Origin of the sequence: Streptomyces sp. NPDC019531, from assembly GCF_044903305.1 — a bacterium.
Taxonomy (GTDB): Bacteria; Actinomycetota; Actinomycetes; order Streptomycetales; family Streptomycetaceae; genus Streptomyces.
This window is the reverse complement of record NZ_JBJDQL010000002.1, coordinates 431,851-444,342: the sequence shown is the minus strand read 5'-3', so window position 1 is coordinate 444,342 and position 12,492 is coordinate 431,851. Positions and strand designations below refer to the sequence as shown.

The following is a 12,492-nucleotide window of genomic DNA, read 5'->3' as shown; positions in this document are numbered from 1 at the left end:
TTTTACCCCCCCCCCCGCCCACACCGGTTGGGGTTTTCACGACGGCCGTCGTCAAACCCCTTCCGTGTGTGCGCCCAGCATGGGTGATTGCTTGGGGGTGGAAGTCCCTGGAGGGGGAAGAGGTGGTGCTAACCCCGAGCCGGGAGTACTACTCGACGAACGCGAAGTGCTCCAGGCCATGCTCGACGTCGATGGAGACCTGGTCGCCGACCGGCCCGGACTGCTGATCATCGCGGACAAGGGCTTCGCCTCCAAGGAGTTCGATAATGACCTGGTCATGCGTGGGGCCGAACTGCTGCGGCCCTCGTTCAAGCGGGGAAAGCAGCGCAAGGGCGAGGGCCTGCTCAAGTCGGTGCGGCAGCTGGGTTTCTCGGTTGTCTCATGACGGTGTCACCTGGATCGAGCCCCAGATTCGTGGCATTTCTCCGCAGGCGGGGATCGGGGGCCAGTGGCGCCGCGATGCCGGGATGAACCTGGGCCTGTCCCCGAGAGACCGTGGTCAGTCCGCAGTCGGGGCCGCTTCCAGGGCTTCGGCCGTCAGTTTGCCGCGTGGGCCGATGGCGTCGGCCACGCTCAGGCAGGTGCTGTCGTGGAAGACACCGAGTTCGTAGTGCACGGAGTCGGTGTCGACGGAGCGGACCGTGAGCCCGATCTCGTAGTCGCCCGGGTAGGTCACCTCACCGAGATACTGGATCTGGTACGACGAAGGGGGCAGATCTGGCACCGAGCCCGCACCACTTGTCCCAATCAAGTGCGAGGTGAAGGTGGCGACGGCCTCGTCGTACCAAGTGGCCAGTGCGATGAAGTTGACGTGCTGGTTGGAGTCGACGTCACCGATCCGGGACCGCAGCGTGGCCCAGTACGAGTAGTGGGCACGTTGCAGGCGCTCAGGGCGTGGACGGGCAGCTGCCGACGTTCCTGTCTCCGGTAGCTGCATCTCGTCGAGATCGGCGATCAGCTCGTCCGGAAGCTGGAGCGGCCCCGAGTTGTCGGCCAGCACGACGGTGGCGTCGCCCCTGCCCACGTGCTCGCCGTCGACCATGATCACCTGTTCGAACGTGAATGAGGAGCGCCCGACCCGGCGAACGCCGGTGTGCACTTGCACGCGGGTACCGGTCGGGCCGGCCGGAGCGAGCCGGTTGACCCGTTGACCGACGAGCAAGATCTGGTACGGCCCGAACCCACCCTTACCGATGAGGCGTTCGAAGCGGTGCAGCCGCAGCCGGATCCGGGCGTCTTCCAGCCAGCGGGCCATGCCGATCGTGCTTGCCGAGCCGTCTCGACCAAGATCGGCCTGCCGCACGCGGACATCGATCTGGATACCGACCCTCTGACCGTCAGGAGTGTTCATGCATGATGATCTTAGGGCAGCGTCAACTCCGCCATCAGGTCAGACAGGGCATACCACGCGACCAGGTCCAGTTGCTCCAAGCCGCACCGCGACTGTGCGCAGCACCGACGACCTTGCCTTTGCCGACGCACCACCAGCTCCGTCAAGCTCGCCCGGCATGCCTCCAAACACGTCTCATCTCCATGTCCCATGTGCGCGGAGCCGGTCGCAGCTGACCTCGACGTGCAAGAAGTGCGCGTCGACTACGCCAACCGCCGACACAGAACTACTGGTTGGCGCCTCTCAGACGGCGACTGGCCACCCTGTACGACATTCGCACCGCCGGCGATTACGCGCCGGCACTCACCCGAAGCGCCAGCGCTCTCAACCCCATCACCCTCGAATTGCGGCGCGAGAGTGCGCATGCGGCGGCGCCTGGACCCCTACCCCGCACAGTGCACGACATCCAGTGCCAACTATCCCTCTTTTGTGCCAACTGAAAATCCTCGTCACACCCCCTCGCCCCCTCGGTCACAACCCCACAATCGCGTTCCACCGCTTCGCGTACCCCACCCGCTCCTTCGACGTGATGTCCCGCGCGATCACCAGCCGCTTGCGCATCTCGGTGTCCGGGAAGATCAGCGGGTTCTCGGCGAGGGAGGCGGTGTCCTCGTCCTTCGACGCGGCGAGGACGTCCTGGGCGGCGGGGACGGGGCAGACGTAGTTGACCCAGGCGGCGAGTTCCGCGGCGACCTCGGGGTCGTAGTAGTAGTCGACCAGGCGCTCGGCGTTGGCCTTGTGGAGGGCGCGGTCGGGGATCATCAGGGAGTCCGACCAGAGCTCCGCGCCCTCCTCGGGGACGACGAAGCGGATGTCGGGGTTGTCGGCCTGGAGCTGGATGACGTCTCCGGAGTAGGCCTGGCAGGCCAGGACGTCGCCGGTGACGAGGTCCTTGGTGTAGTCGTTGCCGGTGAAGCGGCGGATCTGGCCGTTCTTCACGTACTTCTCGACCTGGTCGCAGACCTCGTCGAAGTCGTCCGCCGTCCACTTGGTGATGTCGACGCCGTTGCCCTGCATGAGCAGCGCGAAGGCCTCGTCGAGACCGGAGAGCAGGGTGACCCGGCCCTTGAGGTCGCTCGCCCAGAGGTCCTTCACATGCCGTATGTCGCGGCCCAGCCTCTTGTGGTTGTACGCGATGCCGGTGATCCCCGACTGCCACGGCACCGTGTACTTGCGGCCAGGGTCGAAGGCGGGCGAGCGCAGGAGCGGGTCCAGGTACTTGGTGACGTTGGGCTGGTTCGCCCGGTCCATCTCCTGGACCCAGCCGAGCCGTACGAACCGCGCGCACATCCAGTCGCTGATGACGATGAGGTCGCGGCCGGTCTGCTGGTGGTTCATCAGCGCGGGGCTGATCTTGCCGAAGAACTCGTCGTTGTCGTTGATCTCCTCGACGTAGTCGACGGAGATGCCGGTCTGCTTCTCGAAGGCGTCCAGCGTCGGCCGCCTCGTCGAGTCGTCGTCGTCCGTGTCGATGTAGAGCGGCCAGTTCGCCCAGGTCAGTCGCTTGTCGATGGCGGAGCGATCGGTGACGGCCCGATCGCTCGCGGCCACGTACGCGGCGGGCACGCCACAGCCCGCGAGGCCCCCAAGCACCGCCCCGCCGCCGAGCGCGCGCAGCAGGGTCCTACGGGAGGGCGGGGACGACTTCGGTGTGAGTGGCATTGACGCAGCATGCCGCCCCGGGCGGTGCGTCGACAATCGACGCAGCGTCGAGCGGAGCGGGATGCGACGGACACCCTGTCGAGCGGACGCCCTGAGCGGACGCCCTGAGCGGACGGCCCAGGTCACCGGGGCGCGGACAGCTGTCTCACAGGAACCGCCGCCGGCAGACCGACCTCCACGACGAGCCCGCCGTACGGCCGGATGCGAGCCACCACCCGGCCGCCGTGTGCGGCCACGACGGCGGCGACGATGGACGTGCCGAGTCCGAGCCCGTCCCGCTGACGTACCCGCTCCGGGCCGCCCAGTCTCGGAACGGTCGGAACGGCTCCTCCACCCGCTCCGGCGGTATAGGCGGCCGCTGTTCTCGATCCGCAGCCCGGCCCGCCCCGCCCCGTCCACGCCGGTCCACAGGCTCACCCAACTCCCCTCCTGATCCGGGAGATTGTGCCGCACGGCCGTTCCTCGACCAGTGCCGAAAGGTCGGCGAACTCCCGTGGTTCCAGACCCTGTTGGCTGCGAGCGAGCGTCTGCGGGGCGTCGATCAGCCGTTCCTGTTCCTCCCCGGCGATCCGGGCCCGCCCCGCGCGGCGCGGCGCGCAGACTGTCCGCGGAGACATCGGGGTCGGCCAGGGCCACGTCCACGACGGCCTGCCGAAGGGGGAGCGGGGTGCGCAGTTCGTGCGAGGCATTGGCGACGAACCCCCTCTTCGCCTCGAACGCGCCCTCCAACCGGGCGAGTAGGTCGTCGAAGGTGTCCGCCATCGCCTTCAACTCGTCGTCGGGGCCGGCCACCGCGAGCCGCTCGTGCAGGTTGTCGGCGGAGATCCGACGGGCGGCGTCGGTCATGGTGCGCAGTGGGGACAGCACCCGCCCGGCCATCAGCCGGCCAAGGACTCGGACGGCAAGATCACCCTGGAGATGAAGACCGGCCCCGACGAGAACGGAGCCACCCCGACGCCGAGCCGGCACGCCTAGAACACCAGGGACGAGCGAACACCGCGGCCCCGAACGGGAGTCGATCCCGCCGGGGCCGCGCGTCACGCCGTAGGGACGCCGTAGGGACTACGCCTCCAGCGACGTCATCACGTGCTTGATCCGCGTGTAGTCGTCGAAGCCGTACCCCGAAAGGTCCTTGCCGTAGCCGGACTTCTTGAACCCGCCGTGCGGCATCTCCGCCACCAGCGGAATGTGCGTGTTGATCCACACACACCCGAAGTCCAGCCTCTTGGACATCCGCATGGCCCGTCCGTGGTCCTTGGTCCACACCGACGAGGCGAGCGCGTAGTCGACCCCGTTGGCCCACGACACCGCCTGCTCCTCGTCGGAGAAGGACTGCACGGTGATGACCGGCCCGAACACCTCGTTCTGGATGATCTCGTCGTCCTGCTTCAGCCCGGACACCACGGTCGGCGCGTAGAAGTACCCCTTCTCCCCGACCTGGTGCCCACCGGCCTCGACCTTCGCGTGCGCGGGAAGCCGCTCGATGAACCCGCTGACCTGCTTCAGCTGGTTCGGGTTGTTGAGCGGACCGAACAGCACGTCCTCGTCGTCCGGCTGCCCGGTCTTCGTCTCGGCGGCGGCCTTCGCCAGCGCCGCCACGAACTCGTCGTGGATGGACGACTGCACGAGCACCCGCGTGGCCGCCGTACAGTCCTGCCCGGCGTTGAAGAAACCGGCCACCGAAATGTCCTCGACGGCCTTCGCGATGTCGGTGTCCTCGAAGACGACGACCGGGGCCTTGCCGCCCAGCTCCAGATGCACCCGCTTCAGGTCCTTGGACGCGGACTCGGCGACGGACATCCCCGCCCGTACCGACCCCGTGATGGACGCCATCGCCGGTGTCGGGTGCTCGACCATCAGCCGCCCGGTGTCCCGGTCACCGGTGATGACGTTGAAGACGCCCTTCGGCAGGATCGACCCGATGATCTCGGCGATGAGCACGGTCGACGCCGGAGTCGTGTCCGACGGCTTCAGCACCACGGTGTTGCCCGCCGCGATCGCCGGCGCGAACTTCCATACGGCCATCATCATCGGGTAGTTCCATGGCGCGACCTGCGCGCAGACCCCGACCGGCTCACGCCGGACGATCGACGTCAGCCCCTCCATGTACTCACCGGCCGAGCGCCCCTCCAGCATTCGCGCCGCACCGGCGAAGAAGCGGATCTGGTCGATCATGGGCGGGATCTCCTCGTCCCGCGTCAGACCGATCGGCTTGCCGGTGTTCTCCACCTCGGCCGCGATGAGTTCCTCGGCCCGCTCCTCGAACGCGTCGGCGATCTTCAGCAGGGCCTTCTGCCGCTCGGCGGGGGTCTTGTCGCGCCAGACAGGAAAGGCCTCGGCGGCCGCAGCCATCGCCGCGTCCACGTCGGCCTGCCGGGACAGCGGAGCGGTCGCGTACGCCTCACCGGTAGCGGGGTTGACCACGTCCGTGGTCCGTCCGTCGGCGGCGTCCCGGAACTCACCGGCGATGTAGTTCCGTAGTTTGCGCATCCGACGCAGCTCGGTGCTCACTGCCGGCCTCCTGAGGATTGGAACTGTCCACTGACTGAGACACCCACACTAATCGGCAGGCCGACGTTTTCAACACCCCTGATCGCGCCGTGGCTGCGAAATCCGCAGGCTTCGGTCACGTAAACAACGAATTTCATTGCCTCAACCTTGCGAAACGGCCGAGACGTCGTGCACAGTGAGCTCGTGGCCAGTCGAAGCGCAGACCCCAGGGACTCCCGCGAGTCCAGGAGCGAGTCCCGGAGCGAATCCCGGAGCGAATCCAGGAACGTCACCAGCCCGAATCTGGACGCCGTCTCCCTCGCCATCATCGAGCAGCTCCAGGAGGACGGCCGCCGCCCGTACGCCGCGATCGGCAAGGCCGTGGGCCTGTCCGAGGCCGCCGTGCGCCAGCGCGTCCAGAAGCTGCTCGACCAGGGCGTGATGCAGATCGTCGCCGTCACGGACCCGCTCACCGTGGGCTTCCGGCGCCAGGCGATGGTCGGCATTCATGTCGAGGGCGACGTCGAGTCCGTGGCCGACGCGCTGACCGCCATGTCCGAGTGCGAGTACGTGGTGATGACCGCAGGCTCCTTCGACCTGATGGTGGAGATCGTCTGCGAGGACGACGACCACCTGCTCGAAGTCATCAACCGCCGCATCCGGGCCATCCCCGGAGTGCGCTCCACCGAGAGCTTCGTCTATCTGAAGCTCAAGAAGCAGACCTACATGTGGGGAACCCGATAACCGTGAGGACCCGATAACCGTGAGCTCCAAGGACCTCAGCCAGACCGCGTACGACCACCTGTGGATGCACTTCACCCGCATGTCCTCGTACGAGAACTCCCCGGTCCCGACCATCGTCCGGGGCGAGGGCACCTACATCTACGACGACAAGGGCAAGCGCTACCTGGACGGTCTCGCGGGCCTGTTCGTGGTCCAGGCCGGCCACGGCCGCGTGGAGCTCGCCGAGGCGGCGTTCAAGCAGGCGCAGGAGCTGGCGTTCTTCCCGGTGTGGTCCTACGCCCACCCGAAGGCCGTCGAACTCGCGGAGCGCCTCGCGCAGCACGCTCCCGGCGACCTCAACAAGGTCTTCTTCACCACCGGCGGCGGTGAGGCGGTCGAGACCGCCTGGAAGCTCGCCAAGCAGTACTTCAAGCTCACGGGCAAGCCGACCAAGTACAAGGTCATCTCCCGCGCGGTCGCCTATCACGGCACCCCGCAGGGCGCCCTGTCGATCACCGGCCTCCCGGCTCTGAAGGCCCCCTTCGAGCCGCTGGTCCCGGGCGCGCACAAGGTCCCGAACACCAACATCTACCGCGCCCCGATCCACGGCGACGACCCTGAGGCGTACGGCCGCTGGGCCGCCGACCAGATCGAGCAGCAGATCCTCTTCGAGGGCCCGGACACGGTCGCCGCGGTCTTCCTGGAGCCCGTGCAGAACGCGGGCGGCTGCTTCCCGCCCCCGCCGGGCTACTTCCAGCGGGTCCGCGAGATCTGCGACCAGTACGACGTACTCCTGGTCTCCGACGAGGTCATCTGCGCCTTCGGCCGCCTCGGCACCATGTTCGCCTGCGACAAGTTCGACTACGTCCCGGACATGATCACCTGCGCCAAGGGCATGACCTCGGGCTACTCCCCGATCGGCGCCTGCATCATCTCCGACCGCCTGGCCGAGCCGTTCTACAAGGAGGACAACGTCTTCCTGCACGGCTACACCTTCGGTGGCCACCCGGTCTCCGCGGCCGTCGGCCTCGCCAACCTCGACCTGTTCGAGCGCGAGAACCTCAACCAGCACGTGCTCGACAACGAGAGCGCGTTCCGCTCGACCCTGGAGAAGCTGCACGACCTGCCGATCGTCGGCGACGTCCGCGGCAACGGCTTCTTCTACGGCATCGAGCTGGTCAAGGACAAGGTGACGAAGGAGTCCTTCAACGAGGAGGAGACCGAGCGCGTCCTGTACGGCTTCCTCTCCAAGGCCCTCTACGACAACGGCCTGTACTGCCGTGCCGACGACCGCGGCGACCCGGTCGTCCAGCTCGCCCCGCCGCTGATCTCCGACCAGGAGACCTTCGACGAGATCGAGCAGATCCTGCGCGCCACCCTGACGGAGGCCTGGACGAAGCTCTAGAGGTTCCCGGCCAGATTCCGGCATCCGGCGATTCAGCGGCTTATACGGCCCGGGGCGCACCCGTCCGAGTGACAGGCGTGCCCCCCGGACCGTGTGCTGTACGGCGTCCCGCCCCCGCCTCCTTAGCGTGCCTGGTAACCGATCGGCCCTGCTGTCGTTCCCCCGCACGGGGGATGGCAAGGCACAACGGACCAGAACGAGGTGTACGCCCATGGAGGCCCCGCCGGACAACGACGTGCTCTGGGCACGCTCCCTGCACTTCACACACCGCGACGGCTCGCCGGCGCTGCAGGGCATCTCCCTCGGCGTGCGCGAGGGAGAGATCCTCGCCGTGAGCGGCCCGCGCGGCAGCGGCAAGACCGCACTGCTCAGATGCCTGTCGGGGCTCACCCCGGCCCAGCGCGGCGAGATCTGGTTCAACAGCGTGCCCGTGCACACGATGGGCCCGATGACCCGCGAGCGGCTGCGCCGCGACCGCTTCGGCTGGATCGACCCGGCCCCGGTGCTCGTCCCCGAGCTCAACGCCTGGGAGAACGCCGCCCTCCCCCTCATGCTGCGCGGCACCAGCCGCCGCCGTGCCAAGGTCGCCGCCCTGGAGTGGCTGGAGCGCCTCGACATCGGCGACCGGACCCGTCGGCGCCCGCACGAACTGACCGAGTCCGAGCGGCAGCGCGTCTGCATCGCCCGCGCCCTGGCCCCGGCCCCGGCCGTGCTGTTCGCGGACGAACCGACGGCACCCCTGCACCGCGCGGACCGCGCCCACGTGCTCCGTACCCTGACGACGGCAGCCCGCTCGCACGGCTTCACGGTGGTCCTGGCGACGCACGACAACGACACCGCAGCCCTGGCGGACCGCACGGTCACCCTCCTGGACGGACGCCGGGTGCACACCGTGCACCTGCCCCCGATGGCCGACCCGGAAGGCCGCCCCGCGTGCTCGCTCTCCGTCTGACCTGGGGCGCCCGGCCCGCCGTGCAACTCCGTCGCCTCCTGGTTGCTCTGGCATCGGCGGGCACGGGCTTCCTCCTCCTGTGCACCCTCGGCTACGCGATCAGCCACCCCGAGGACCACCGCGCCGCCGCCCTCCGCCTGGCCTGGTGCCTCACCCCCCTGGCGGCGACGGTCTACTTCTCCCTGGCCGTGGCCCGCACCGACCCGGGCACCCGCCCCCGCCCCGGCCTCTCGGCGATCGGCCTCGGCCCGGCCCGCCAGATGGCGGTCTCGGCCACGACAACGGCCCTGTCCTGCCTGTTGGGCTCGATGCTGGCGCTCCTCTTCTTCCTCCACCTCAGAGGCGACCTGACGGGCATGCCCTTCGACGGAGCGGCGGCGGACTTCCTGGCAGCGGACGCTCCGCTCCCGCTACCGGCCGCCCTGACCCTGCTGGGCCTGGTCCCGGTGATCGCGTCGGTGACGGTGGGATTCGTCCTCCGCCCACGGGACGACAGACCGGCATCGGCGAGGCGGGAGGCACGGTCGTACGGCCGCTTCGGCGCCTACGGCAGGACGACGGCGAGGGAGCCCTTCGGAGCGTACGGCCGTTTCCGCGCACGTCAGAGCCCGGGCGAGCCCGCGGCTCCCAAGGACGCCACCCCCACAGTCACCCTCACCGACGAGAACCAGCTCCCCGGCCCCAACCAGGACAGTGCCCTCCCCTCTGTCACCCAAGAAGCCCCCGGAGACCTCCCCTGGGGCATCGCCGTCCTCGCCGCAGGCCTGGCAGTGGAGGCGTACGCCAACCGCCAAGGAACCACCGCCGCCACCCCGCTCCCCGGGGGCCACGCAGGCACCCCCTCCGTCCTGATCGGCTGGCTCCTCACCGCTGTAGGCCTCGCAGTGGCGGGCCCCGGCCTCACCCACCTCTGCGGCCGCCTCGTCCAGTCCACCCGCCCCGGCGCCGTACGCCTCCTCGCGGGACGCGTCCTCATGTCGGAAGCCGACCGCATCGGCCGCCCCCTCGGCGTCGTGTGCGCGGTCGTGTCCGGCACCTACGCCATGACCACCCTCTACGACCCCACGGGCCCCCAGGTCGGCCCGCTGACCACCCTCGGCCTGCTCCTGGTCACCGGCTGCACCACGGCCACGCTCCTCACGGCCGCGGTGGAGGCCAAGCACGCGAGGTCGGACACCACCGCGGCACTCCTCCGCCTGGGCGCCCCCGCGACGATGCTCCGCAGTGCGGCAGCCCTCCGCGCCGGCGCCCTGCTGGCCCTCTTCGGCCCACTGACCCTGATCGTGGCCGAGCTCGCGGCGCTTCCGCTGGTCGGCTGAGCCCCGTACGAAACAAATCTCCGCCCACCGATGAGTTCCGCCGGACCCACCCGTCTACCCACCGAACAGCACACACCCCGATGGGAGAGACTCCGATGACCTCGCCGACGTACCAGCAGATGATCTTCGTGAACCTGCCCGTGAACGACCTCGACGCCTCGAAGAAGTTCTTCACGGAGCTCGGCTACTCGATCAACCCGCAGTTCAGCGACGACAATGCCGCGTCCGTCGTGATCAGCGACACCATCGTCGCGATGCTGCTGACGAAGCCGTTCTACTCGACCTTCACCAAGAAGGAGATCGCGGACGCGACGAAGACCAGCCAGGTGATGATCTGTCTGAGCGCCGAGAGCCGCGAGAAGGTCGACGAGTTGGTCGAAAAGGCCGTCGCCGCGGGCGGCACGGCCAACGACGATGTCCAGGACCAGGGCTTCATGTACGGCCGCTCCTTCGACGACCTCGACGGCCACGGCTGGGAGGTCGTATGGATGGACCCGGCGGCGATCCAGGGCTGACCTCCGGCGGAACAGGCGTGCGAGCATGGGCGGGTGCAGACGAGCCCCGCCCATGCGGCCCACCACGACGACCGTGAGATCGAGACGCCGGAGGAGTTCGACGCGGTGGTCTCCGCCCGCGGCACCCTCGCCGGATTCCGTGTCCAGGCCGTCGATCTGACCGACCGGACAAGGGAGTTGCTGGCCACCGACACCGCGGGCGCAGTCTTCCTCGGCTGTCCCATGCGGGAGAACGCGGCAGCGAAGATCCGCGCGGACGGCGCCCTGGTCTTCCCGCCCGTCCCGGACCTGCCGTTCGACCCGTACCGCGGCCTCCTCTACTCCCCCGACGAGTTGTTCGACGGGCTGGAGAAGGGCTACGAGCAGACTCCCGACGCCCTCGCCTACGCCTGGTTCCAGCGCACCAAGGCCGACGGCGACATATACGCGTCGATGCTGCGCTCCGTCCACGACGACGCCGTCTCCGACGCCCTCGACGAACTCCTGCGCGGCGCAAGGGTGGTGGGCGTGATGGGCGGCCACGCGATGGCCCGCGGCACGAAGGAGTACGCCGGTGCCGCGCGCCTCGGCCGCGAACTGACCCGCGCCGGACTCACCGTGGCCACCGGCGGCGGGCCGGGCGCGATGGAGGCCGCCAACCTCGGCGCCTACGCGGCCCCCTTCGAGGACGCGATGCTCGACGAGGCGTGCGAACTCCTCGCCGAGGCACCCTCGTTCACGCCCTCGATCACCGACTGGGCGCGCGCCGCCTTCGAAGTCCGGACCCGCTGGCCCCGGGGCGGCCTCTCCGTCGGCATCCCCACCTGGTTCTACGGCCACGAGCCGCCGAACGCCTTCGCCTCGCACATCGCCAAGTACTTCGCCAACGCCACCCGCGAGGACGGCCTGCTGGCCCGCTCCAACGGGGGCGTGGTCTTCCTGCCGGGCGCCGCCGGCACCGTACAGGAGATCTTCGACAACGCGACGCCCAACTACTACGAGTCGCGTGGCGAGCCGAAGCCGATGGTGCTCGTGAACCGCGTCCACTGGACGGAGAGGCTGCCCACCTGGCCGCTGCTCCAGGCGCTCGCGCGGGAGCGTTCAATGGAGGCCCGAATAGCCCTGGTTGACCGGATCGAGGAGGCTCCGGCGGCGTTGAAACGCCTCACACCTTAATAAGCAGGCAAAGCCAACACTTGTAGGCCGCCTACACGTTGACACTGCTTACGCAGCGCTTATAGACCTGTGAGACTCCTGGGGATGGTGATGTCACATCACCACCCCTTCAACCCCCCGCATTTGCGTATCCCGTGAAGGACGAACGTGGCATTCACGCCCATATCCCGCCGCACCGCCCGCGTCTCGCGCTTCCTCGGCGTCGCCGCCGCATCGACCGCGATCGTGCTCGGTGCCTCCAGCAACGCGCTCGCCTGCAACATCAATGAGTTCTCCGCCGAAGCCAAGTGCGACGGCGCCCAGGGCGTCATCACCGTCACCGACGTGGACAAGGCCGGCGTCGAGGCCACTGTCTCCGTGTTCCTGGAGAACAACGGCGCCGACGAGAAGAAGGTCGGCGAGCAGACGGTCAAGGGCTCCAAGGATGGCACCACCATCACCTTCGAGGAGGACTGGGCGCCCAACGCCGAGTACCGCATCCACGTCGAGGCCCTGCCCTACATCAAGGGCGAGGACATCAAGCCGAACCTGATCACCCCGGCGACCGCCTGCAAGACCGAGGACACGCCGACCCCGACGCCCACGCCCACGCCCACCCCGTCGGACTCCGCCAGCACCCCGGCCGAGGAGTCCCCGACCCCGACCCCGTCGGCCACGGAGGGCACCACCGCTCCGGCCACCGTCGAGAGCAACGCCCCGTCGCCCGCGGCCGGTGACTCCAACCTCGCCGAGACCGGTGCGAACTCCAACACCGGCATGATCGCCGGGATCGCGGTCGCCCTGGTCGCCATCGGCGGCGGCGCCGTGTTCTTCGGCCTGCGCCGCCGTGGGGCGAGCAGCACCCGCTGACACCCGCACCACTGTGTGTGGCCCGTCCCCGG

11 protein-coding genes and 1 pseudogene are annotated in these 12,492 nt (G+C 68.8%); 8 read left to right on the top strand and 4 right to left on the bottom strand.

Annotated features, from left to right (window positions below; genetic code table 11):
* Positions 1–178: 178 nt before the first annotated feature.
* The gene (locus ACI2L1_RS04165; protein WP_404737743.1) at positions 179–385 is read left to right on the top strand and encodes a hypothetical protein; all 207 of its coding nucleotides are present in this window, start codon (positions 179–181) and stop codon (positions 383–385) included.
* A gap of 114 nt (positions 386–499) precedes the next feature.
* On the opposite strand, the gene ACI2L1_RS04160 is transcribed toward ACI2L1_RS04165, so the two are convergent.
* The 4 genes and pseudogenes from ACI2L1_RS04160 to ACI2L1_RS04145 all read right to left on the bottom strand — a co-directional run bounded on the left by ACI2L1_RS04160 (position 500) and on the right by ACI2L1_RS04145 (position 5,563).
* A complete protein-coding gene (locus ACI2L1_RS04160; RefSeq protein ID WP_404737742.1) occupies positions 500–1,351 on the bottom strand; it encodes a thioesterase family protein in 852 nt (283 codons plus the stop codon).
* A 510-nt stretch (positions 1,352–1,861) separates the two neighbouring features.
* The gene (locus ACI2L1_RS04155; protein WP_404737761.1) at positions 1,862–3,052 is read right to left on the bottom strand and encodes a spermidine/putrescine ABC transporter substrate-binding protein; all 1,191 of its coding nucleotides are present in this window, start codon (positions 3,050–3,052) and stop codon (positions 1,862–1,864) included.
* A gap of 783 nt (positions 3,053–3,835) precedes the next feature.
* Positions 3,836–3,898, bottom strand: a pseudogene (locus ACI2L1_RS04150) (hypothetical protein); the annotation flags it as partial.
* 216 nt (positions 3,899–4,114) lie between these two features.
* Entirely contained in the window at positions 4,115–5,563 is a 1,449-nt protein-coding gene (locus ACI2L1_RS04145; RefSeq protein WP_404737741.1) for a gamma-aminobutyraldehyde dehydrogenase, read from the bottom strand.
* A gap of 168 nt (positions 5,564–5,731) precedes the next feature.
* Here ACI2L1_RS04145 and ACI2L1_RS04140 point away from each other — a divergent pair, with 168 nt between their 5' ends.
* The 7 genes from ACI2L1_RS04140 to ACI2L1_RS04110 all read left to right on the top strand — a co-directional run bounded on the left by ACI2L1_RS04140 (position 5,732) and on the right by ACI2L1_RS04110 (position 12,460).
* Complete coding sequence (locus ACI2L1_RS04140; protein WP_404737740.1) at positions 5,732–6,286, top strand: Lrp/AsnC family transcriptional regulator; 555 nt, start codon at positions 5,732–5,734, stop codon at positions 6,284–6,286.
* A 19-nt stretch (positions 6,287–6,305) separates the two neighbouring features.
* Positions 6,306–7,670, top strand: a complete 1,365-nt coding sequence (locus tag ACI2L1_RS04135; protein ID WP_404737739.1) for an aspartate aminotransferase family protein — start codon at positions 6,306–6,308, stop codon at positions 7,668–7,670.
* A gap of 211 nt (positions 7,671–7,881) precedes the next feature.
* On the top strand, positions 7,882–8,622 hold the full coding sequence (locus tag ACI2L1_RS04130; protein WP_404737738.1) for an ABC transporter ATP-binding protein: 741 nt from the start codon (positions 7,882–7,884) through the stop codon (positions 8,620–8,622).
* A complete protein-coding gene (locus ACI2L1_RS04125; RefSeq protein ID WP_404737737.1) occupies positions 8,604–9,941 on the top strand; it encodes a hypothetical protein in 1,338 nt (445 codons plus the stop codon). The genes ACI2L1_RS04130 and ACI2L1_RS04125 overlap by 19 nt, the downstream gene beginning before the upstream one ends.
* A 95-nt stretch (positions 9,942–10,036) precedes the next feature.
* A complete protein-coding gene (locus ACI2L1_RS04120) occupies positions 10,037–10,456 on the top strand; it encodes a VOC family protein (protein WP_404737736.1) in 420 nt (139 codons plus the stop codon).
* Positions 10,457–10,489: 33 nt separating this feature from the next.
* On the top strand, positions 10,490–11,611 hold the full coding sequence (locus ACI2L1_RS04115) for an LOG family protein (RefSeq protein ID WP_404737735.1): 1,122 nt from the start codon (positions 10,490–10,492) through the stop codon (positions 11,609–11,611).
* Positions 11,612–11,758: 147 nt separating this feature from the next.
* Positions 11,759–12,460 (top strand): LAETG motif-containing sortase-dependent surface protein, encoded by a 702-nt coding sequence (locus tag ACI2L1_RS04110; protein ID WP_404737734.1) that lies wholly within the window; start codon positions 11,759–11,761, stop codon positions 12,458–12,460.
* Positions 12,461–12,492 lie beyond the last annotated feature (32 nt).

Coding starts and splice junctions, on each gene's coding strand:
- ACI2L1_RS04165 (WP_404737743.1), top strand. CDS start 179: ATGCTCGACGTCGATGGAGACCTGGTCGCCGACCGGCCCGGACTGCTG.
- ACI2L1_RS04120 (WP_404737736.1), top strand. CDS start 10,037: ATGACCTCGCCGACGTACCAGCAGATGATCTTCGTGAACCTGCCCGTG.
- ACI2L1_RS04155 (WP_404737761.1), bottom strand. CDS start 3,052: ATGCCACTCACACCGAAGTCGTCCCCGCCCTCCCGTAGGACCCTGCTG.
- ACI2L1_RS04130 (WP_404737738.1), top strand. CDS start 7,882: ATGGAGGCCCCGCCGGACAACGACGTGCTCTGGGCACGCTCCCTGCAC.
- ACI2L1_RS04160 (WP_404737742.1), bottom strand. CDS start 1,351: ATGAACACTCCTGACGGTCAGAGGGTCGGTATCCAGATCGATGTCCGC.